This window comes from Tessaracoccus pujii, from assembly GCF_054483895.1.
This window is the reverse complement of record NZ_CM137012.1, coordinates 232,958-253,190: the sequence shown is the minus strand read 5'-3', so window position 1 is coordinate 253,190 and position 20,233 is coordinate 232,958. Positions and strand designations below refer to the sequence as shown.

Annotated in this window: 20 protein-coding genes; 8 read left to right on the top strand and 12 right to left on the bottom strand. The window is 71.4% G+C overall.

The genetic code is table 11. The features are described from left to right. Nucleotides 1-11: 11 nt before the first annotated feature. A complete protein-coding gene (locus tag ACX1D0_RS01180) occupies nt 12-2,102 on the bottom strand; it encodes a DEAD/DEAH box helicase (protein WP_459019088.1) in 2,091 nt (696 codons plus the stop codon). Nucleotides 2,103-2,354: 252 nt separating this feature from the next. Here ACX1D0_RS01180 and ACX1D0_RS01175 point away from each other — a divergent pair, with 252 nt between their 5' ends. After that, on the top strand, nt 2,355-3,491 hold the full coding sequence (locus tag ACX1D0_RS01175) for a glycosyltransferase family 4 protein (RefSeq protein WP_459019087.1): 1,137 nt from the start codon (nt 2,355-2,357) through the stop codon (nt 3,489-3,491). A 3-nt stretch (nt 3,492-3,494) separates the two neighbouring features. Here ACX1D0_RS01175 and ACX1D0_RS01170 read toward each other — a convergent pair whose 3' ends face one another. Continuing rightward, nucleotides 3,495-3,998: a copper chaperone PCu(A)C gene (locus tag ACX1D0_RS01170; RefSeq protein WP_459019086.1), complete on the bottom strand. Its 504-nt coding sequence runs from the start codon at nt 3,996-3,998 to the stop codon at nt 3,495-3,497. Between the two features lie 77 nt (nt 3,999-4,075). Between ACX1D0_RS01170 and ACX1D0_RS01165 the strand changes: the two genes are divergently transcribed. Further along, nucleotides 4,076-5,278 (top strand): Dyp-type peroxidase, encoded by a 1,203-nt coding sequence (locus tag ACX1D0_RS01165; protein WP_459019085.1) that lies wholly within the window; start codon nt 4,076-4,078, stop codon nt 5,276-5,278. Between the two features lie 2 nt (nt 5,279-5,280). Here ACX1D0_RS01165 and ACX1D0_RS01160 read toward each other — a convergent pair whose 3' ends face one another. From ACX1D0_RS01160 to glmS, 3 genes are read right to left on the bottom strand one after another with little or no spacing between them, the layout of a single operon-like run. Beyond that, nucleotides 5,281-6,666, bottom strand: coding sequence for an NAD(P)H-hydrate epimerase (locus ACX1D0_RS01160; RefSeq protein ID WP_459019084.1), 1,386 nt, complete (start codon nt 6,664-6,666; stop codon nt 5,281-5,283). Continuing rightward, a complete protein-coding gene (locus tag ACX1D0_RS01155) occupies nt 6,663-7,013 on the bottom strand; it encodes a holo-ACP synthase (RefSeq protein WP_459019083.1) in 351 nt (116 codons plus the stop codon). Before ACX1D0_RS01155 ends, ACX1D0_RS01160 begins: the two co-directional genes overlap by 4 nt. A 23-nt stretch (nt 7,014-7,036) precedes the next feature. Beyond that, nucleotides 7,037-8,869: a glutamine--fructose-6-phosphate transaminase (isomerizing) gene (gene glmS, locus ACX1D0_RS01150; RefSeq protein WP_459019082.1), complete on the bottom strand. Its 1,833-nt coding sequence runs from the start codon at nt 8,867-8,869 to the stop codon at nt 7,037-7,039. Between the two features lie 84 nt (nt 8,870-8,953). Between glmS and coaA the strand changes: the two genes are divergently transcribed. Further along, nucleotides 8,954-9,928 (top strand): type I pantothenate kinase, encoded by a 975-nt coding sequence (gene coaA / locus ACX1D0_RS01145; protein ID WP_459020356.1) that lies wholly within the window; start codon nt 8,954-8,956, stop codon nt 9,926-9,928. Between the two features lie 22 nt (nt 9,929-9,950). Then, entirely contained in the window at nt 9,951-11,390 is a 1,440-nt protein-coding gene (locus ACX1D0_RS01140; protein WP_459019081.1) for an aminopeptidase P family protein, read from the top strand. A gap of 3 nt (nt 11,391-11,393) precedes the next feature. Here ACX1D0_RS01140 and ACX1D0_RS01135 read toward each other — a convergent pair whose 3' ends face one another. The 4 genes from ACX1D0_RS01135 to ACX1D0_RS01120 are packed head-to-tail and all read right to left on the bottom strand — an operon-like array spanning nt 11,394 to nt 14,288. Next, nucleotides 11,394-12,218: an alpha/beta fold hydrolase gene (locus ACX1D0_RS01135; RefSeq protein ID WP_459019080.1), complete on the bottom strand. Its 825-nt coding sequence runs from the start codon at nt 12,216-12,218 to the stop codon at nt 11,394-11,396. Between the two features lie 47 nt (nt 12,219-12,265). Next, on the bottom strand, nt 12,266-12,886 hold the full coding sequence (locus ACX1D0_RS01130) for a class I SAM-dependent methyltransferase (RefSeq protein ID WP_459019079.1): 621 nt from the start codon (nt 12,884-12,886) through the stop codon (nt 12,266-12,268). Further along, nucleotides 12,883-13,377, bottom strand: a complete 495-nt coding sequence (locus ACX1D0_RS01125) for a YflT domain-containing protein (RefSeq protein ID WP_459019078.1) — start codon at nt 13,375-13,377, stop codon at nt 12,883-12,885. Before ACX1D0_RS01125 ends, ACX1D0_RS01130 begins: the two co-directional genes overlap by 4 nt. Continuing rightward, nucleotides 13,374-14,288 carry an HpcH/HpaI aldolase/citrate lyase family protein gene (locus ACX1D0_RS01120; RefSeq protein WP_459019077.1) on the bottom strand — a complete coding sequence of 305 codons (915 nt, stop codon included), beginning with the start codon at nt 14,286-14,288 and terminating at the stop codon, nt 13,374-13,376. The genes ACX1D0_RS01125 and ACX1D0_RS01120 overlap by 4 nt, the downstream gene beginning before the upstream one ends. 28 nt (nt 14,289-14,316) lie before the next feature. Between ACX1D0_RS01120 and ACX1D0_RS01115 the strand changes: the two genes are divergently transcribed. The 4 genes from ACX1D0_RS01115 to ACX1D0_RS01100 all read left to right on the top strand — a co-directional run bounded on the left by ACX1D0_RS01115 (nt 14,317) and on the right by ACX1D0_RS01100 (nt 17,723). Next, a complete protein-coding gene (locus tag ACX1D0_RS01115) occupies nt 14,317-15,603 on the top strand; it encodes a magnesium transporter MgtE N-terminal domain-containing protein (RefSeq protein ID WP_459019076.1) in 1,287 nt (428 codons plus the stop codon). Beyond that, entirely contained in the window at nt 15,596-16,114 is a 519-nt protein-coding gene (locus ACX1D0_RS01110; RefSeq protein ID WP_459019075.1) for a DUF1003 domain-containing protein, read from the top strand. Before ACX1D0_RS01115 ends, ACX1D0_RS01110 begins: the two co-directional genes overlap by 8 nt. Further along, the gene (locus ACX1D0_RS01105; protein ID WP_459019074.1) at nt 16,111-16,500 is read left to right on the top strand and encodes a hypothetical protein; all 390 of its coding nucleotides are present in this window, start codon (nt 16,111-16,113) and stop codon (nt 16,498-16,500) included. The genes ACX1D0_RS01110 and ACX1D0_RS01105 overlap by 4 nt, the downstream gene beginning before the upstream one ends. A gap of 68 nt (nt 16,501-16,568) precedes the next feature. Beyond that, nucleotides 16,569-17,723 carry an Mrp/NBP35 family ATP-binding protein gene (locus ACX1D0_RS01100; RefSeq protein ID WP_459020355.1) on the top strand — a complete coding sequence of 385 codons (1,155 nt, stop codon included), beginning with the start codon at nt 16,569-16,571 and terminating at the stop codon, nt 17,721-17,723. A gap of 4 nt (nt 17,724-17,727) precedes the next feature. Here the strand turns inward: ACX1D0_RS01100 and ACX1D0_RS01095 are convergent, their stop codons facing one another. From ACX1D0_RS01095 to sigE, 3 genes are all read right to left on the bottom strand, one after another. Beyond that, nucleotides 17,728-18,081 (bottom strand): Sec-independent protein translocase subunit TatB, encoded by a 354-nt coding sequence (locus tag ACX1D0_RS01095; protein ID WP_459020354.1) that lies wholly within the window; start codon nt 18,079-18,081, stop codon nt 17,728-17,730. 82 nt (nt 18,082-18,163) lie between these two features. Next, entirely contained in the window at nt 18,164-19,582 is a 1,419-nt protein-coding gene (locus tag ACX1D0_RS01090; protein WP_459019073.1) for a zf-HC2 domain-containing protein, read from the bottom strand. A 6-nt stretch (nt 19,583-19,588) separates the two neighbouring features. Further along, a complete protein-coding gene (sigE, locus tag ACX1D0_RS01085) occupies nt 19,589-20,170 on the bottom strand; it encodes an RNA polymerase sigma factor SigE (RefSeq protein WP_459020353.1) in 582 nt (193 codons plus the stop codon). Between the last annotated feature and the right edge of the window lie 63 nt (nt 20,171-20,233).

Here is a 20,233-nt window from a genome sequence, read left to right as displayed (position 1 = left end):
AGCCTACGGCCTCACCAACGGTCCCTGCGGCCCCCGCGCTGCTGGCCGCGGCCGCCTTCGTAGCGACGGCCACCACGGCCGCCACCCTCGGGACGGCGACGCTGTGCCTGCTTCGGCGCGATGAGTGCGAGGTAGTCCGCCTCGGCGATCTCCACGCCCGACGTGGGGCGGGCGCCGGTGGCCTCGCGCAGTTCGGCGGATCCGGGTTCCACCTCGATCGCCCTGGCCTTCACGCCGGCCTGGCCGAGCAGGCGCTCGGTCATCTTGCGCTGGTGCGGCAGGACCACGGTGGCGACCACACCCTCCTGCCCGGCGCGGGCGGTGCGCCCGGCACGGTGGAGGTAGTCCTTGGAATCGTGCGGCGGGTCCACCTGCAGCACGAGGGTCACGTCGTCGACGTGGATCCCCCGGGCCGCGACATCGGTGGCGACCAGGACGGGGACCGTACCCTCGCGGAAGGCCGTCAGGATGCGCGACCGCGCGCCCTGGGTGAGGCCACCGTGCAGCGATCCGGCCATGACGCCCGCCTCGCGGAGCTGCCCGGCGATCCGGTCCGTCCCCAGCTGGGTGCGGGCGAACAGGACGGTGCGTCCGTCGCGGTTGGCGATCTCAGCGGTGATCTGGTTCTTGTGGTGCGGGCGCACGATCAGCGGACGGTGCACCATCGTCGTGACCGAGGCCTGGCTCGAGTCCACCTCGTGGGTGACCGGATCGTTGAGGTAGGTCCGCACGATCGAATCGACGGCGGCGTCCAGGGTGGCGGAGAACAGCAGGCGCTGCCCGCCCTCGGGCGTGGCGTCGAGGAGCGTGCGCACCTCCTTGGTGAAGCCGAGGTCAGCCATGTGGTCCGCCTCGTCGAGCACGGAGATCTGCACCTGGCTGAGGTCGGCGGCGCCCTGTTCGAGCAGGTCGATCAGGCGGCCGGGGGTGGCGACGACCACGTCCACGCCGCGCTCGAACGCGCGGATCTGCGGACCGTAGGCCATGCCCCCCGCGACCAGCGTGAGGTCCAGCTTCATGGCGGCGGCCAGCGGGGAGAGGACGTCGGCGATCTGCAGCGCCAGCTCCCGGGTGGGGGTGAGGATCATGGCCCGCGGCGAGCCCGCGGAGGTGCCCTCGGCGAGGCGCGTGAGCATGGCCAGCCCGAAGGCGAGCGTCTTGCCCGAGCCGGTGCGGCCACGGCCCAGCACGTCGCGGCCGGCGATGGCGTCGCCGATGGTCGCGGCCTGGATCGGGAAGGGGGCGGTGATCCCCTGGCCCGCCAGGACCCGCACGAGCGGCTCGGCGACGCCGAGCTCGAAGAAGCCCGACGCCACGTCTCCCTCGACGGCCTCGGCCGTCGTGGCGGTCCAGCTCATCTGGTCCGCGTCGGGGGCGTCATAGGAATCCGAACGCGGGGCGCGGGTGTCCGGCCGGGAGTGTCCGCGGCGCTCCTCGTGGCCGCGCGCCTCGTGCGGGCGGCGGACATCGACGTGCGGGGGCATGGAGCTGCGGCGGTAGCCGCTGGGGCGCTCGCCCCGGCTGTCGCTGCGACGGTCGTCGCGGTCTCCCCAGCGGGGGCGGTCGTCACGGGCGGGGCGGTCGTCGCGCGCCGGGCGGTCGTCACGGCGAGCCGCGGGGCGGTCGTCACGGTCTCCCCAGCGGGGGCGGTCGTCACGGGCGGGGCGGTCGTCGCGCGCCGGGCGGTCGTCACGGCGAGCCGCGGGGCGGTCGTCACGGTCTCCCCAGCGGGGGCGGTCGTCACGGGCCGGGCGGTCGTCGCGCACCGGGCGGTCCTCGAAGCGACGGGGACGGTCCTCGTAGCGGTCGGTGCCACGCTGGCGGTCGTCACGGTCTCCCCAGCGGGGGCGGTCGTCACGCACCGGGCGATCGTCGCGGCGTGCCGCGGGGCGCTCGTCCCGGGGCCGGTCGTCACGGCGCTCGTCGGCGCTCTCGGGCTTGGCCACGTACGGCTTGTCGCCGAACTCCAGCGCGCGGCGCTGCTTACGGTTGAGGGGAGCGCCCTCCGTCGGGGCGTCGGAGCGGCCGCGGCGCTGGGCCTTGAGGCCCTTGGCTGTGCGTTGTTCGGCCGACCAGCGGTTTTTCGGGCGTGGTGCGTTCATGATGGGTAGGTCCTCTGCGGGGGTAGTGGGCCCTGGATTCGGGCCGCTCGGGCCCACATCGGGGCCCCTCGATTTGCCCGCTCATCTGTCACACGCTGGCGTTAATCGCCTTACCGGGCCACCCGAGTCTATGCTGTCGCGGCGGATTCTCCGAATCGAGGCTCCCGGCGTCCCCGGGAACGTCACCCACCGTTCACCGGCCGTTCGCCTCGACGTGGGGGCGTGGACATCTCGATACGTAAGATTGGGGCTGTGCGAGTCGCCATCGTCGCGGAATCCTTTCTTCCGAGTGTCAACGGGGTCACCAATTCCGTGCTGCGCGTACTCGAGCATCTACGGGCCACAGGCCACGAGGCCATGGTCATCGCACCCCAGGCCGGAGACCGCACCCCCCAGGACTACTGCGGCTTCCCCGTCGAGACCGTCACCAGCGTCGGGCTTCCCGGATACGACATGGTCCGCGTGGTCACCACCCCGGCCCACACCATCGGCCGGATCCTCACCGGCTTCGCCCCGGACGTCATCCATCTGGCCGCACCCTTCGTCGTGGGATACAAGGCGGCCACCGTCGCCGCCAGACTCGGCATCCCGATGGTGGGCATCTACCAGACCGAGATCCCCACATACGCGGCCCGCTACGGCTTCCCCCATCTGGAGCCCCTCCTCTGGCATCACGTCCGCCAGGTCCACTCGCTGGCGTCGCTGAACTTCGCGCCGTCGACGTTCGCGCGGGACCAGTTGATCGAGCAGGGCGTGCCGCGCGTCGGCGTCTGGGGCCGCGGTGTGGACTCGGCGCGGTTCGATCCCCGGAAACGCAGCGCCGCCTTCCGCGCGCGCCACGCCCCCGACGGCGAACGGTTGATCGGCTACATGGGGCGGCTGGCGACGGAGAAGCGCGTCGAGGACCTAGCCGCGATCGCGGACCTTCCCGGCACGCGTCTGGTGGTCATCGGCGACGGCCCGCTCCGCGCGCAACTCGAGGCCACGCTCCCCGGCGCCGCCTTCCTCGGCGAACTGACCGGCGAGGACCTCCCCACCGCACTGGCCAGCCTGGACCTCTTCGTGCACCCCGGGGAGCTGGAGACGTTCTGCCAGTCCATCCAGGAGGCGAAAGCCTCAGGCCTCGCCGTGATCGCTCCTCGACGGGGCGGCCCGATCGATCTGGTGGACCAGTCCCGCACGGGGTGGTTGTACCGCCCGGGAGACCTCACGGCGATGCGGGGCCACGTCGTGGACCTCATCGGCGACGACGCGAAGCGCGCCGCGTTCGGCCAGGCGGCCCGACGCTCCACCGTGGACCGCAGCTGGGACAAGGTCTGTTCGGAACTGGTGGGCCACTACCGCAAGGCCGTGGGCCTGTCGGTCCGCGGTTCGCAGCTCGTCGCCTGAGGCTCAGCCCTCGTCGGTGGGCGCGTGCGTGTGGTAGGCGTCCTGCTCCTCGGTGAATTCCTTCACCGGGGCGACGAGCTCGATCGTCTGTTCGTCGTCGAAGGTCAGCGTGCAGACGATCTCTTCGCCGCCGGCGGCCAACTCGGCCGTCAGCCCCATGAGCATGACGTGCGGGCCCCCGGGCGCCAGATGCTGGTGCTCGCCGGCGGGGACGGGAAGCCCACCTTCGGCCTCCTGCATCACCATCTGACCGTCCACCTTGACCATCTCGTGCAGCTCGACCTTCCCTGCCACGTCTCCGCAGTCGGCCGCGACCAGCATCCGATCCTCCTCCGACGGGTTGGTGAGGCTGACGAACAGGGCGGTCATCTCCGGCATCTCCGTGCCGACCGTGGCGCGGACCCAGGGGTCCGCGGCGATGATCCCGGGGGTGGCACTCTGCGCGGCGGGCGAGCAGGCTGCGACGGCGACGGTGGCGAGGGCTGGGACGAGTAACTTCCACTTCACGTGGTGGAGCATACCCGGAAATCGATACCCCCGGGGGTACCCCTCCGGGGGTATCGACGAGGGGTAGAATCCACGCCATGTCCAGCCCCCAGGTCAGCCGTCGCGGCGTGTTCGGCTATGCCGGAGCCGCGGCCCTCGGCGGCGCGGCCGGCGTGGCAGCAGGCCGGGCGTCAGGCGACGCCGGCGTGGAACCGTTCACGCCGTCGGCCTCCGGGCAGACCCACTCCGCGCACGGGGAGCACCAGGCCGGCATAGTCACGCCCAAGCCGGCCGTAGGCGAGTTGGTGGCCTTCGACCTCCTGCCCGGGACGGACCGCGCCGCCCTCGGCCGCTTCATGCGGGTGTGGAGCTCTGACATCGCGGCCCTGATGGCGGGACGGCCGGCCCCCGGGGACTTCGCGCCGGACCTGGCCCAGGCCGGCGTCTCCCTCACCATCCTCGTCGGCCTCGGCCCGGGCGTCTTCGCGCTCGACGGCCTCGCGGCGCTGCGTCCGGCGGGGTTCCAGGACATCCCGCCGATGGACCACGACAAGCTGCAGGAGCGCTGGACGGGCGGTGACGTGCTCGCCTGGGTCTCGGCGGACGACGCCACCACCGTCGCCCACGCGGTCCGCCGGCTCGCCGCCGACGCCGCACCGTTCGCCACCCGGCGGTGGACCCAGCACGGCTCCTGGCGTCCGGTGGACGGAGCCGGTCGCCGCGTCACGGGCCGGAATCTGTTCGGTCAGGTCGACGGCACCGCCAACCCCACCGACGAGGCCCTCACCGCCGCCGTGTTCTCCGGCGACGGCTGGCTCGCCGGAGGCACCCAGCTGGTCATCCGGCGGATAGAGATGGACCTGGACCGGTGGGATGACGCCACGCGGGATCGTCAGGAGCAGTCCGTGGGGCGGCGGCTCAGCACCGGGGCGCCCCTCACCGGTGAAGCCGAGCACGACTCCCCGGACCTCGGTGCCGTTGTCGACGGGGTGCCCGTCATCGCAGCGGACGCGCACTCCCGGGTGGCTCATCCGTCGCAGAACTCCGGCCGCACCATGCTGCGCCGCGGCCTCAACTACACCCACGAGGAGTGGGTCGACGGGGTGCAGACCACCTCGTCGGGTCTCCTGTTCACGGCCTTCCAGGCCAACATCGCCGAGCAGTTCATCCCCGTGCAACGCATGCTGGATCAGGGGGACGCGCTCAACGAGTGGACCACGGCCATCGGCTCGGCCGTCTTCGCCGTGCCGCCGGGATTCCAGTCCGACGGGTGGCTCGCCGAGGGCCTGCTGGGAGCCTGACCTCAGCGGCCCACCAGCTCCGCCACCACGGCCGGCAGCTGCGCCGCCACCTCCTCGGGAGTGTACGGCCCCGGGTTCCGCGCCGCCGTCAGGGCCTGGACGCTGGCGCCCACCACCCCCGCCTTCCACGCCGGCAACCCCGCCGCGAGCAGGGCCCCGCAGATCCCGGCGAGCACGTCGCCGGACCCCGCCTGCGCCGTCCAGCCCGGCCCGGCCACCGCGACCGTCACCCTCCCCGACGGCTCCGCGACATACTGCGTCGCGCCCTTGAGAAGCACCGCGGCGCCGGTGCGGCGGGCCACCTCCCGCACGCAGGTCAGCGGCTCCGTCTCGACGTGGGCCCGCGTGCAGCCGAGCATCCGCGCCAGCTCCCCCGCGTGCGGCGTGAGGAGCCACCCGTCGAGCCGGCCCCTGGGCAGCGAGGTGAGCGCGTCGGCGTCAGCCACCGTCGGCACCGCGTGGAGGCCGGCGTTGGCCACCCGGCCCTCCGTGCCCTCGCCGTCGCCCCATCCCGAGCCCACCACCATGGCCTGGGCGCGCCCCTCCCCGATCACGACGCTGGGGAACCGGGACAGGATCAGGCCCGAGGCCACGCGGCCGGTGTAGCGCACCATGCCGGCCCCGGCGTGCAGGGCACCGGAGACGCCGAGGATGGCCGCGCCCTGGTACTGCTCCGAGCCGGTATCGATCATCACCACGCCGCGGGAGTACTTGTCCGACGTCGACGAAGGCACCGGCCACCACCGGGCCACGTCCGCGGCCTCGGCCTGCCGCAGCGTGTCCGTGGCCACCTCGACCCCGATGTCCACGACGTGGAGTCGGCCGCAGCGCGTCGCCGCCGGCTCCATCACGTGGCACGGCTTCAGGGCCGCGAACGTGACGGTGTGGGCCGCGGTGAAACTGGGGTGGAGCGCACCGGAGTCCGCGTCGAGCCCGCTGGGCAGGTCCACCGACACCACGGGGACGCCCAGGGCCTCGCAGGCGACCGCGAGCGTCGCGACGGCAGGGGGCAGCCCGGCCCGGGACCCGAGGCCGGTGAGTGCATCGACGACCAGCGCGCAGTCGGTGAGGAGATCGACGGCGGCCACCGCGTCCACCTCCTGACAGCCGGCGCCGCGGGCCGCCGCGAGACCGCCGTCGTGCGCGGAGCCCGACGCGAGCCACAGGTACACCGGCCTCTGCCCGGCCAGCAGCGCGGCCGCATAGAGCCCGTCGCCACCGTTGTTGCCCGGACCCGCGACCACCAGCACGGGACCATCGGCCGCCACCGCGGCCGCCACCCGCGCCACCTCCGCGGCCGCACGCCCCATGAGGTCGACGCCCGGTTCCGCGGCGAAGACCCGCTCCTCGGCTGAGCGCATCTGGGCGGCCGTGACAACGGGTCTCATGCCTCGCACACCACCATCGCGGTGGCGAAGCCCCCGTCGTGACTGATCGAGAGGTGGATGTGCCGGATGCCCAGCGCCTCGACCCTGGCCGCGACCGAGCCCGAGCTGAGGAAGGCGGGGTCCCCGTCGGCGTTCTTGATCACCTCACAGTCCAGCCAGCGCATGCCGCCGGGCGAGCCCAGCGCCTTGGCGAACGCCTCCTTCGCGGCGAAGCGGGCGGCCTGGGACTCGATGGACAGCATCCGCTCGGCCTGGGTGAGCAGCCGCTCATCCAGGCCGGGGCGGCGCTCCAGCATGTCCCTGAACCGCTCGATGACGCACAGGTCTGTCCCGATGCCGACGATCATGGCGCCACTCTAGGAGCAGTGGGCTACTCGACGGTGACGGACTTGGCCAGATTTCGAGGCTGATCCACGTCGTGGCCCTGCAGGGTGGCAAGCTCGCAGGCGAACAGCTGCAGGGGGATGATCGCGGCGACCGGCTGCAACAGGGTAGACAGCTTGGGCAGCTCGATGAACACCGCTGCCGCGGCGCGCGCCTCCTCGTCGTCGCCCTCGGCGAGCACGATGGTCTTGGCGCCCCGGGCGCGCACCTCGGCGATGTTGGACACCACCTTGTCGCGCAGCTGGTCGCGGCCGCGCGGCGGCACCACCACGAACACAGGCAGGTCCTTGCGGATGAGCGCGATGGGCCCGTGCTTGAGCTCGCCGGCGGCGAAGCCCTCGGCGTGGATGTAGGCGAGCTCCTTGAGCTTGAGCGCGCCTTCCAGCGCCACCGGGTACCCCACGTGGCGGCCGAGGAACAGCACCGACGGCTCGTCGACGAACTCCCGGGCGAGGTCCAGGACCTGCTGCTGGTTGTCGAGCATGCCCTGGATGGCAGCGGGCATCCGCTCCAGCTCGGCGAGCAGTGCGCCGATCTCGTCGCCGTATTTCATGCCGCGCACCTGCGCGAGGTAGAGCCCCAGCAGGTAGCAGGCCACCAGCTGTGTGGTGAAGCCCTTGGTGGAGGCCACGCCGATCTCGGGGCCGGCGTGGGTGTAGATCACGGCGTCGGACTCCCGCGGGATCGTGGCGCCGTTGGTGTTGCAGATCGCGATGACCTTGGCGCCCTGTTCCCGGGCGTGCCGGATGGCCATCAGCGTGTCCGCGGTCTCGCCGGACTGGGAGATGGTGACCACCAGCGTCATCGGGTCGATGATGGGGTCCCGGTAGCGGAACTCGGAGGCCACCTCCACCTCGCAGGGGATGCGGGTCCAGTGCTCGATGGCGTACTTGGCCACCAGGCCGGCGTAGAACGCGGTACCGCAGGCCACGATGACGATCTTGTTGATCCGGCGCAGCGTCTCGGGGCTGATCCGGATCTCGTCGAGAATCAGCTCACCGCGCTCGTTGAGGCGCCCCAGCAGCGTGTCCGCCACCGCGCGGGGCTGTTCGAAGATCTCCTTGCGCATGAACCAGTCGAAACCCTGTTTCTGGGCGGCCTCGAGGTCCCAGTCCACGTGGAACTCCTTCGTCTCGGCGGGGGCGCCGTCGAAGGTGGTGACGGTCACGCCGTCGCGGGTGAGTTCGACGATCTGGTCCTGCCCCAGTTCGACGGCGTCGCGCGTGTAGGCGATGAAGGCGGCGACGTCCGAGGCGAGGAAGTACTCGCCCTCGCCCACTCCGACCACGAGGGGGGAGTTGCGTCGTGCCGCCACGATGCGGTCCGGGTCCTGCGCGTCGAGGGCCACCAGGGTGAAGGCGCCCTCGAGGCGCGCGACCACCGTGCGCATGGCGTCGAGCAGATCGGCGCCGCCGTCGAGCTCCTTGCGCAGCAGGTGTGCGGCCACCTCGGAATCGGTCTCCGATGAGAACTCGACGCCCGGGAGTTCCTCGCGCAACTGGCGGTGGTTCTCGATGATGCCGTTGTGCACGATCGCCACGCGGTCGGCGACGTGCGGGTGGGAGTTCTGGTCCGTCGGCGCGCCATGGGTGGCCCACCGGGTGTGGCCGATGGCCACCTGGCTCGAGGGCAGCGGCCGCTCCTGGATGGCCGCCTCCAGGTTGGCGATCTTGCCCGCCTTCTTGCGCCACTCGACGCGGCCCTCGCTCGGCAGGGCCACGCCCGCCGAGTCGTACCCGCGGTACTCCAGGCGGCGCAGGCCGCTCAGCACCACGTCGAGTCCGTCACGATGTCCGACATATCCCACGATTCCACACACGCCGAAAACCGTACATGATGATTGCGCACTTCTTGACATCTGCCCCGGGGGCGGTTCCCACCGGCCGATACGGCCGGGTGGCCGCTGTTACGATGGCCGCCGAGAAACCCCCACGAAGGAGTGACGGTGACCGGACCGTTCGTCACGCTGGAGCGCCACGCCTGGGCGGCACTGGCAGACGCCACGCAGATCGACCTCGACGAGGCCACGCTGGCGCGGCTCCGCGGCATCGGGGACCCCACGTCGTCGCACGACATCTCGGAGGTCTACCTCCCCCTCACTCAGCTTCTTCACCTCTACATGGAGAACACGGGGCGGCTGTACGCGCAGAGCAACGGGTTCCTCGGACTCGACGTGGCACGGACGCCGTTCGTCATCGCGGTGGCAGGGTCGGTCGCCGTCGGGAAGTCGACGGTGTCGCGGCTGCTCCAGGAGCTGCTCAGCCGGGCGCCGGGTCACCCCAAGGTGGACCTCATCACCACAGACGGCTTCCTCTACCCCAACGCGGAACTCGAGCGTCGCGGCCTGGTGCAGCGAAAGGGATTCCCGGAGTCCTACAACCGTCGAGCGCTGCTCGAGTTCATCGTCGAAGTGAAGTCCGGGGCTGCGCGCGTTCTGGCGCCGGTGTACAGCCACCTCAGCTACGACATCCTCCCTGGCGAGTTCATCGCCGTCGAGAGCCCCGACATCCTCATCATCGAGGGTCTCAACGTGCTGCAGCCGGCCCGCGTGGAGGCGGACGGGCGCCCGGGCCTGGCGGTCAGCGACTTCTTCGACTTCTCCGTGTTCGTCGACGCTGAGGAGGCACACATCCGGCAGTGGTTCATCGAGCGCTTCCTCACGCTCCGGCAGACGGCGTTCAGCGACGAGCGCAGCTACTTCCGGCGCTACGCCGACCTCTCCGACGAGGAGGCCACGCAGTTCGGCGAGCAGATCTGGGAAGCCATCAACGGCCCCAACCTGCGCCACAACATCGCCCCCACCCGGGACCGGGCCACCGCGATCCTCGCCAAGGACGAGACGCACGCCGTGGACTCCATCATGATCCGCAAGGTCTGAGCGGGCACGTAGAGTTGGCGCCATGACCGAGGCGCGAGACAGCAACGAGAGCAGGCGGGACCCGTACTCCGAGGAGTTCAAGGCTTTCATCGTGAGCGACTGGGCGCCCTATCCCGAGGCGCTGCCCGAGACGCTGCCCGCCGTCGCGTACGCCCGTGCCCGCCGCGCTCGCCTCGCCGAACAGGTGGCCGCCACCACCCTCGTCATCCCCGCGGGGCCGCTCAAGCAGCGCTCCAACGACACGGACTACCGCTTCCGTCCCCACAGCGCCTTCGCCTACTACACCGGCCTCGGCGAGGACCGGGAGGCGGATGCGGTGCTGGTACTGGCCGGTGGGGAGCCCACGCTGTTCTTCCGCCCGCCGGCGCCCCGCACGGACCGCGAGTTCTATGCGGACCCGCGATACGGCGAGATGTGGGTGGGCAGGCGCGACACGCTCGACCAGATGTCCGCCGCCACCGGTCTCCCCTGCCGCGACATCCGCGGCCTCGAGGCGGCGCTCCGCGAGGCGGCGGCACCGCTGGCGGTGATCCGCGAGGCGGACCCCGCGGTCACCAAGCTCGTGGACGACGCCCGGACCGACGACGGCGCGGACGCGGACGCGGAGCTTGCCCGCGCGGCCTCAGAGGCCAGGTTCATCAAGGACGAGTTCGAGGTGGCCGAGCTGAGGCGCGCATGCGCCGCCACCGCCGTCGGCTTCGAGGCCGTGGCCCGGGAACTGCCGCGCGCGGTCGAGCTCGGGCGCGGGGAGCGATGGGTCGAGGGCATCTTCGAGCTGCACGCGCGCCACCTGGGCAACGCCGTCGGCTACGACACCATCTCGGCCGGCGGAGACCACGCCAACACGCTGCACTGGATCCGCAACGACGGCGAACTCCGCGACGGCGACCTCCTCCTGCTCGACGCGGGGGTGGAGGTCAACAGCCTCTACACCGCGGACGTGACCCGCACGCTGCCGGTCAACGGCCGGTTCACCGCGCCCCAGCGGCGCGTCTACGAGGCAGTGCTGGCCGCCCAGAGCGCCGGCATCGCCGCCTGCCGCGACGGCGCCCTCTTCGCCGATGTACACAAGGCCGCCGTCACGGTCCTGGCGGAGTTCTTCGAGGAGCTCGGAATCCTGCCGGTCAGCGCCGCCGAATCCATCCAGGTGCAGGGCGGACACCACCGCCGCTGGATGGTGCACGGCACCAGCCACCACCTGGGGCTGGACGTGCACGACTGCGCGCACGCCCGCGCCGAGCAGTATCGGTTGGGCACGCTGCGCGCCGGCATGGTCATCACGGTGGAGCCCGGGATCTACTTCAAGTCCACCGATCTCCTGGTGCCCGAGGAGTACCGGGGCATCGGGGTGCGCATCGAGGACGACATCCTCATCACCGACGCGGACCCGGTCAACCTCTCCGAGGCCCTCCCCCGGACGGCCGACGACGTGGAGCGTTGGCTCGCCCGGAGCCGAGGCTGATCCTCAGTCCGCGGACTCGGAGACCACCTTCGACGTCTGGCCGCGTGACACGAGCCCGCGGATGATGCGGGCCACGTCCGCCGGCCGCGCGACCGTCACCTGGTGCGCCGCCTCGGGCACGACGTGAAGCTCGCCGCGCTGCACGGTCTCCGCCACCAGTTCGACGTTGGCGATCGGGGTGGAGGCGTCGCGCTCACCCGCCACCATGACCACCGGGATGGTGATGTAGGGCAGGTCATCGCGCACGTCGTGCACGGCCAACGCCCGGCACAGCTGCGCGTAGGAGTGGTCATCGGCCACCGAGAGTCCCTCCATGACCGCGCTCACGACCGCCGGCTGCTGCGCGCGGAACATCGGCGTGAACCACCGTCTGGTGGTCTCGTCCACGAGCTGCTGCGTGCCGGTGGCCTCCACCTGGTCCGCGCGCTCCAGCCACCTTGCCGGCTCGCCGACCGTGGCCGCCGAAGCCACCACCACGACGCCGGAGAATGTCTTGTCGTAGTCACGGGCGACGTGCAGCGCGACGGCGCCCGAGATGGACAACCCGGCGAAGTACACGGGCACGTCGGCACCGATCTCCGCCCGCACCTCGGCCGCGACCTTCGCGACACCCGCCGCCAAGGTGTCGAGGGTGGGTTCGTCCGCGTCATCCCAGACCGCACCGAGGCCGGTGCCGGGCAGGTCGACGAAGACGATGCGGGCGTCGTCGATGAGGTGGGCCGCGACGGGGGTCCACTGGTGGGCGGCGTTACCCCCCAGGCTGGGTCCGACCAGCACCACGCGCTCGGCCGCGCTGGTGGGGTTGTAGGTGGTCCAGTTCAGATCCATCACGTCTCCTTGACACAGCTGTTGCTGCACAACCTACCCGAGCCCTCTCAGCTCCGCAGGCCCAGGACCTGCACCACTGAGGCCAGGCCCTGGTGCGCCATCCCTTCGAAGATCCGACGCTCCACCAGCCGCACGTCGGGGCGCCACCCGTCCCACTCGTCGACGGCGTCCCCGCGGGTCATCAGGCGGTCCGGTTCCGTGGGCCCGCCGCTGCCGAGGGCGGGCTGGGCCGGGGTGAAGGCTTCCAGTATCAGCACCGCACCGGGGGCGGCCTGCCGGGTGGCGGTGCGGGCGACGCGGCGCCGGAGGGCCGAGGGGAGGTGGGCGGAGATGGCCACCACCGCGTCCCAGGAACGCTCCGGATCCGGATGCTCCACCCAGTCCGCGAGGTCCACCTGCCACGTCTCGACGGCGACGCCCCGCTCCTGCGCGAGGCCACGCGCCTTGCCGAGACCGACGGCCGAGAAGTCCAGGCTCACCACGTCGTGGCCGCGTTCGGCCAGCCACACGCCGTTGCGGCCCTCGCCGTCGCCCAGGCACAGCACGCGCGACGCCGGCCTCAGCAGGCGCGACTGGGACTTGAGGAAGTCGTTGGGGCGGTAGCCGTAGACGAAGCCGGGGTGGGAGTAGTGGCGGTCCCACTCCTCCGCGGTGAGGGGTTCGCTCACTCGAACAGGGCGGCGCGGGCGCCGGGGCGCTCGGACAGCATGTCGCGGGCCTGCTGGGCCACCTTGTGCTCGGCCAGCACCTCGTAGCTGGTGGCCACCGTGATCCGGGCCGAGTTGAAGTCGCGTTTGCCGCCGGTGAGGGAGTGCGCGAGGAGCCGGGCCAGGATCCCGAACGCCACGCCCATCGCGAGCCCGACGTAGAGCATCGCGAAGTTGCCGTTGCCGACGAACAGCATCAGCATGACACCGACGAACAGACCGGTGGTCAGTCCGGACAGGGCGCCCTCGCCGAGCACCGTCGCCCAGGTGCGCCGCCCGGTGACCCGCTCCAGCAGCTTGAGGTTGGTTCCCACGATGAGCAGGTTCTCGACGGGGAACTTCTCGTCGGCCAGGAAGTCGACCGCCCCCTGCGCCTCCTCGTAGGTGCCGAACTGCGCCACGTGCTGCGGGTAGTTCAGCTGCATCAGCTTGGTGCTCATAGGCTCGGTCATCTGCTCCTCCGTACGCGGGCCACAATGGCCTTCGCCAAGCTTACGCCCGCCTCGTCGACCATCTCCCCGCCGGACATGACCGCCCCCACGCCCGCCTCCCCCGCCCGAGTCGCTGCCGCCAGCATGGCGTCGGCACGAGCGAGCGCCCGTTCGGTGGGGGTGAACGCATCGTTGCCCGCCTCGATCTGGGCGGGGTGCAGCACCCACTTGCCGTCATAGCCGAGGGCGGCCGCGCGCGCCGCCGACGCCCGGAAACCGTCCAGGTCGTGCACCGCGACGAAGGGGCCGTCGACGACCTGGAGCCCGCGGGCCCTGGCCGCGACGAGGATCCTGGCGTAGACGTGGTGCAGCGGGTCACCGGGGTAGCTCTCCGCCAGCACTCCCACCTGCAGCGCCGGCAGGCCGAGCGAGGCCATCATGTCGCCTGGGCCCAGGTGCAGGGCCTCCAGGCGTGGGCTGGAGGCGGCGATCTCGTCGATGCGGGTGAGGGCGACGGCGTCCTCGATGAGCGCCTCGATGCCGATCCTGCCCACCGGCAGGGCATGGGTGCGTTCGAGCTGGGTGAGGAGGAGGTCCAGCGCCTCGACGTGGCCCGGCGAGGTGACCTTGGGCAGGAGCACGGTGTCCAGCCGCCCGCCGGCGGCGCCCACCACGTCGATCACGTCGCGGTGCGTCCACGCGGTGGCCCAGCCGTTGACCCGCACCGACACCGTCGGCGCCAGCCACGTGAGCGTGCGCAGCGCCTCCGCGGCGCCGTCACGGGCCTCCTGCTTCGCCGAGGCGGCCACCCCGTCCTCGAGATCGAGGAACACCTGGTCCGCCCCCAACGACACGGACCGTGCGATGAACTTCGCGCTGGATGCTGGAACGGACAGCACGGTGCGCCGGGCTCGTGCGAGGCGGTGGGTCATCGTCGTCCCTAACGGCTAGATTTGGCCTATGGTCGCCAAAGATACGCAGGTCTTCATCTCGCGCGTCATCGGCCTCCCCCTCGTCGACTCCGCCGGGGATCAGGTGGGGCGGGTGAAGGACGTGGTGTGCTACCTGCGCACCGACGGCCGCGCCCCCAGGGTGAAGGGGTTCGTCGCAGAACTGTTCGCCCGCGCGCGCATCTTCGTGCCCATGATCCGCGTGCATGACATCACGTCCAACCAGGTGGCCATCACCGGGCAGGTGGACGCCCGTCGGTTCCAGCGCCGCGAGGCCGAACTTCTCGTCGCGGGGGACCTGTTCGACCGCAGCATCGAACGCTCGGGCCCCACTCGCATCCTCGACGTTTCCATGCACATGGTGCGCAACCGCGAGTGGGAGCTGGACACGGTGGCGCTTCGCTCGGCCGCCGGTGCCGGGCGGTTCGGCTTCGGCAGCCGCAGCGCCCCCCAGCTGGTGTCCTGGCGCGAGATCCCGGACCTCATCCTCACGAGCGGACGCACCGCGGCCCACTTCATCGCCGAGTTCTCGGAGATGAAGCCGGCTGACGTGGCCAAGGAACTCCACGACCTGGAGCCGGAGTCACTGGCCGCCGTCGTCGACGCGCTGGACGACGAGACGCTGGCCGAGGCCATCGAAGAATTGCCCGAGGACGAGCAGATCGACATCATCTCGGCCCTGGACGTGGAGCGCGCCGCGGACGTGCTCGCGGAGATGGACCCCGACGACGCCGCCGACCTCCTCCGGGACCTCCCCGCGGACGTGGCCGAGGAGCTGCTGCAGCGGATGGAGCCGGAGGAGTCGGCTGACGTGCGCCGCCTCCTCGTCTACGAGGAGTTCACCGCCGGCGGCATGATGACCCCGGAACCGATCGTCCTGGACACGGACGCCACCGTCGCCCAGGCCCTGGCGTACGCCCGGGAACAGTCACTGACGCCCGCCCTGGCCTCCATGGTGTTCGTCACCCGCCCACCGCTCGAGACGCCCACAGGCCGCTATGTGGGCGCCGCGCACCTCCAGCGCCTCCTCCGCGAGCCACCCACGACGCTGGTGGCCACCCTCCTGGACCAGGATCTGGAGCCGCTCGCGCCAGGGGACCCGCTGGCACAGGTGAGCCGCTTCTTCGCCACCTACAACCTGGTGGTGGCGCCGGTGGTCAACGCCGCGCAACACCTGGTGGGGGCGGTCACCGTCGACGACGTGCTGGACCACATGCTGCCCGATGACTGGCGCGGCGACCAGATGGACGAGGTGGAGGCCTCGGACCTCGAGGGCGCCGAGGTGAGCCATGGCTGAGCGCAACCCGCTGTCCCAGCCCGGCCGGCGCAGCTGGCTGCCGAAGCTGTCGGTGGACTCGGACACGTTCGGAAGCTTCGCCGAGAGCTTCGCCCGGTTCATGGGCACCGCCAAGTTCCTCGTCTACATGACGGTCTTCGTCATCATCTGGGTGAGCATCAACATGGTGGGCCTGTTCGGCCTCAAGTGGGACCCCTATCCCTTCATTCTGCTCAACCTCTTCTTCTCCACTCAGGCTTCGTACTCGGCGCCGCTGATCCTGCTGGCGCAGAACCGCCAGGAGGTGCGCGACAAGCTGAGCCTCGACGAGGACCGGCGGATCGCCGCCCAGTCCCGGGCGGACATGGACTTCCTGGCCCGGGAGATCGCGGCCATCCGCATGCATCTGGGCGAGCTGGCCACGCGCGACTTCGTCCGCGGCGAGCTGCGCGGCGAGCTGCGGGACCTGACGGACCGCCTCGATCGCGCAACGCTCGAGCGCGGCGTCATGGACCCTGAGGGCACCAGGTGAGCGGCCCTGCCGAGGCGCATCCCGACGACGTGGCGGAGATCGCGGGGCCCGGCCCCGCGGAGGTGCGCTGGTTCGGCGTCGTCCTCCTGGTGGGCCACCTCGCCCTGACGGTGTTGGGCGCCGCGGCACTCTGGCGGATCGCCGGCGGGTGGTGGCTGGGCGCGGTCGTCGCGGCGCTGTTCGTGCTGGGATACGTGGCACTGTGGCGCGGTGTGCTCGCCCCCGGCGCCCACACCCGGCTGGGCTACCGTGAGCGGCTCACCGTGGCACTGGTTCTGGGGCCCGCCGTCGTGGTGCTCGGGAGCCTGGCCGGCCTGTGGCTCCCTGCCCTGATGGCCACCATCGTCGTGATCCTCGGCGACGCTCTCAACGAGCGGTCCCGCTGACCCACCGGGAGACCCTCCTCGGGTATCCGTAGACTGGCACTGCCCCCTACCCGCTGAAAGTCAAGGACATCGTGACCGAACACCCCCTGCTGCCCCACGTCCGCGCCGCCCTCCATGAGGTGGAGGACCCGGAGATCCGTCGCCCCATCACGGACCTCGGCATGGTGGACGACGTCAGCGTGTCGGACCTGGGCGCGGTGCACGTGCGCGTCCTGCTGACCGTGGTGGGCTGCCCCATGCGCTCAGAGATCACGACCCGCGTGACGGCCGCGGTGTCCGCGGTGGACGGAGTCACCTCCGTCACCGTCGACCTGGGCGTCATGGACGACGAGCAGCGCGGCGCCATGCGCACCATGCTGCGCGGCGGCCAGAAGGAGCGGGTCATCCAGTTCGCGCAGCCCGGCAACCTCACCCGCGTCATCGCCGTGGCCTCCGGCAAGGGAGGCGTCGGCAAGTCCTCCGTCACGGTCAACCTGGCGCTGGCGCTGGCCGCCCAGGGCCGCTCCGTCGGCATCCTCGACGCGGACATCTACGGCCACTCCATCCCGGACCTCCTGGGTCTCGGGGACGCCCGCCCCACCGTCGTCGACGACATGATCATGCCCGTGCCCTCCATCGGCGGCCTCAAGGTGATCTCCATCGGCATGCTGAAGCCGTCGCGGGACCAGGTGGTGGCGTGGCGCGGGCCAATCCTGGACCGGGCGCTCACGCAGCTCCTGGCGGACGTGTACTGGGGTGACCTGGACTACCTGCTGATCGACCTGCCGCCCGGCACGGGCGACGTGGCGATGTCCCTGGGGCAGAAGATCCCCAGCTCCGAGGTGATCGTGGTCACCACGCCGCAGACGGCCGCCTCGGAGGTGGCCGAGCGCGCCGGCACCATGGCGCACATCATGGAACAGCGGGTCCTTGGCGTGGTGGAGAACATGAGTTGGATGGAGACGGTGTGCCCGCACTGCTCGGAGCCGCACCGGATGGAGCTGTTCGGCTCCGGCGGCGGCACCCTGGTGGCGGAGGCCCTCACCGACCGGCTCGTCTACGAGGTGCCGCTGCTTGCCCAGGTGCCCTTCGACGAAACCCTGCTGGCGGGCGGAGACACCGGGCGCCCCATCGTGGACACCCACCCGGCCCACCCCGCCGCACAGGCGATGGTGCGGCTGGCCCACGAGGTGGCGTCGCGCCGGAGGGGCCTGCTGGGGACGAGGTTGCCGCTGTCCACCTGACCGGTCAGGTGGCCTCGGGGTCGAACGGGGAGATGAGCACGGGAGCCGGCAGCGCAGGCTGTTCCTTGACGGCCTCGATGGCCTCCCCCGCCGTCTTCTCCACGTCCCGGGTGGACTGCTTGAGGGAGGCCTGCGCGTCCTGCAGCTCGCGGCGGGCGTCGTCGATGAGGGCCACCTCTTCGCGCATGTGCTTGGCGATGAAGGTCTTGGGGTGGAGATCGCGCAGCTCTATGTCCGCATAGTCCGGCCCCAGTTCGGTGCGCAGCGTGGACTTGGCGTTGTTGGCGATGTCCCGCAAATACACAAACACCCTCGCCGCTTTCCGCGAATACTCCGGAAGCCTCTCAGGGCCGAACATGACGACGGCCAGCACGAGGATGAGGACCAGGTCTACCGCGTCGATGCCGAACACAGGGCTAGGGTACCGCCTCTCGGCGGCGTCACCGCACGCCGGCAAGCCGGGCGAACCCGGCGGCCGCACGGTCCAGCAGCGTCGTCTCGGCGGGCTTCTCGGCGGGCAGGTGGCCGGAGATGGAGGCGATCAGCCCCTGGGTGCCGTTGGTGGCCACCGAGACGACGGCGGGCCCCGCCTGCCACACGCTCACCGTGGGGAGGCCCGACGCACGATCCGTGCGTGAGGTGACGCCGCCGGCCAGGACGCCCTCCGTCCACCCCACCACCGCGGTCTCGATGCCGTCGGAGTAGACGAGATTCATCGAGGCGGCCCCGTGCCGCACGGAGGACGAATACGCCACCAGCGGGAGCCCGGCCACCTCCTGCGGGCAGGTGGGCAGACCGACGCACCAGCCGTCCGTGCCGCTGGCGGTCGCGGGCTGCAGAGCGATGAGCTGGGTCAGCGAATCATCCCGGAACCGGGCCGCACCGAGGGTCAGGGCGGTGTATCCGACGGCGATGGTCACCTCACCGGCGGTGTCATACCGCTCGGCCCACAGTAGGAGCCCTGTGGAGGCGTCCATCCACCAGCTCGCCACCGGGCCCGTGTCGTCCGCCGCGACGAGCCGGAGGGCGGCACGGCCGGCCACCTGCTCCGGCAGCCTCCCCTGCGTGAACGTCCAGCGGGTGGGGGCGGCGACGGGGCGGGCGGCGAACTCCGGCAGGAAGCTGGAGCTGAACATGTCGCCGCGCGCATCCATCACCTCGAGCTGCGCGCCCTGTCCTTCCACCTTCGTGGTGCGCACGTCCGCTGTGCGGTAGCGCCCGGCGCCGTCGGAGATCCAGACCCGTTGCACCCCGGTGAGGGTGAGGTCCGTCTCGGTGGAGGCGCGCAGGAGGGCGGCAGCGTGATCGCCGCCGAGCTCACTGCCGCCGTCAGGAGTGGCCCGCCTGTCGTAGCCGACGGACTCCCCGAGGTCCGCCCCGCGCTCGTGGGCCAGCAGCACGGCGCCGACGGCCTCCGTCACGCTGATGGCCGAACTGGACATGGAGTACTGCTCGCGGGCGGACTTCACGGGGTCGAGCAGGCGCACCGGCTCGGGCGCCACCAGCACGGCCAGCACCACGACGGAGACCATGACGGCCAGCAACGCGGCGCTGGACTGGGCCATCCGGCGGGTCCGGCGTCGACGAGCCGAGGGCAGATCCCCCGCACCGGCGGCCATGTAGAGGGGCGCCGCCGCGTGCTCACCGGCGATGGATTCCAGCTTGGCCGCCAACGTGTCCGGCGCGGCCGAGCGGCGGCAACTGCTGAGGGTGGTGCAGACCGAGGAGATGGCCGCCACATCGTCGCGGCAGGACCGGCACCCGGCGAGGTGATAGCTGACCTGCTCCCACCGTCGGGGCGCCAAGGTCCCATCGGCGAAGGCCGACAGGTCCGGACGGATGCGATCACAGCGAGGCACGGCGGCTCAGGACACTCCGAGGTACCTGTGGCGGCCTTCGCTTGGGGCGCGGTGCGCCAACGAGTCGCGCAGCGCGGCCCGGCCCCTGGCGATACGGCTGCGCACCGTGCCGAGCTTGATGTCGAGGACCGTGGCGATCTCCTCGTAGCTCAGCCCTTCGATGTCGCACAACACCACCGCGACCCGCTGTTCCGGGTTGAGGGAACGCAGGGCTGCGGAGACGTCCGCGTCCAGCTCGGCGTCGTCGTGCAGCTGCGCGGGGCTGCTGGCTGCGCCCCAGACGTGCTCCGGTGCCACGCTGAGCGCATCCATCCGGATCCGCTGGCGACGCCGGGCCTGATCGAGGAAGAGGTTGGTGGTGATGCGGTGGAGCCAGCCGTCGAGTGTGCCGGGCTGGAAGGTGTGGATGGACTTGAACACGCGGACGAAGACATCCTGCGTGAGATCCTCCGCGTCGTGCTGGTTTCCGGTCAGGCGGTAGGCGAGCCGGTAGACCTGAGCGGAGTGGTCACGGACCAGTTCCTGCCAGGTGGGCGCAGTCCACGTGGGCTCCTGGCCGGCCTTGGCCGCCTTGGTGCCTCCGAACATTGCTCGCCTCTCCATGACATCCAGCCTGACAGGTCTCCCTGTGCGGAGCCTGTGAACCCCACC

Coding starts and splice junctions, on each gene's coding strand:
- ACX1D0_RS01165 (WP_459019085.1), top strand. CDS start 4,076: ATGTCCAGCCCCCAGGTCAGCCGTCGCGGCGTGTTCGGCTATGCCGGA.
- ACX1D0_RS01110 (WP_459019075.1), top strand. CDS start 15,596: ATGGCTGAGCGCAACCCGCTGTCCCAGCCCGGCCGGCGCAGCTGGCTG.
- ACX1D0_RS01095 (WP_459020354.1), bottom strand. CDS start 18,081: ATGTTCGGCCCTGAGAGGCTTCCGGAGTATTCGCGGAAAGCGGCGAGG.
- sigE (WP_459020353.1), bottom strand. CDS start 20,170: ATGTTCGGAGGCACCAAGGCGGCCAAGGCCGGCCAGGAGCCCACGTGG.
- ACX1D0_RS01115 (WP_459019076.1), top strand. CDS start 14,317: ATGGTCGCCAAAGATACGCAGGTCTTCATCTCGCGCGTCATCGGCCTC.
- ACX1D0_RS01135 (WP_459019080.1), bottom strand. CDS start 12,218: ATGGATCTGAACTGGACCACCTACAACCCCACCAGCGCGGCCGAGCGC.
- ACX1D0_RS01180 (WP_459019088.1), bottom strand. CDS start 2,102: ATGAACGCACCACGCCCGAAAAACCGCTGGTCGGCCGAACAACGCACA.
- ACX1D0_RS01140 (WP_459019081.1), top strand. CDS start 9,951: ATGACCGAGGCGCGAGACAGCAACGAGAGCAGGCGGGACCCGTACTCC.
- ACX1D0_RS01125 (WP_459019078.1), bottom strand. CDS start 13,377: ATGACCGAGCCTATGAGCACCAAGCTGATGCAGCTGAACTACCCGCAG.
- ACX1D0_RS01155 (WP_459019083.1), bottom strand. CDS start 7,013: ATGATCGTCGGCATCGGGACAGACCTGTGCGTCATCGAGCGGTTCAGG.
- ACX1D0_RS01160 (WP_459019084.1), bottom strand. CDS start 6,666: ATGAGACCCGTTGTCACGGCCGCCCAGATGCGCTCAGCCGAGGAGCGG.
- ACX1D0_RS01120 (WP_459019077.1), bottom strand. CDS start 14,288: ATGACCCACCGCCTCGCACGAGCCCGGCGCACCGTGCTGTCCGTTCCA.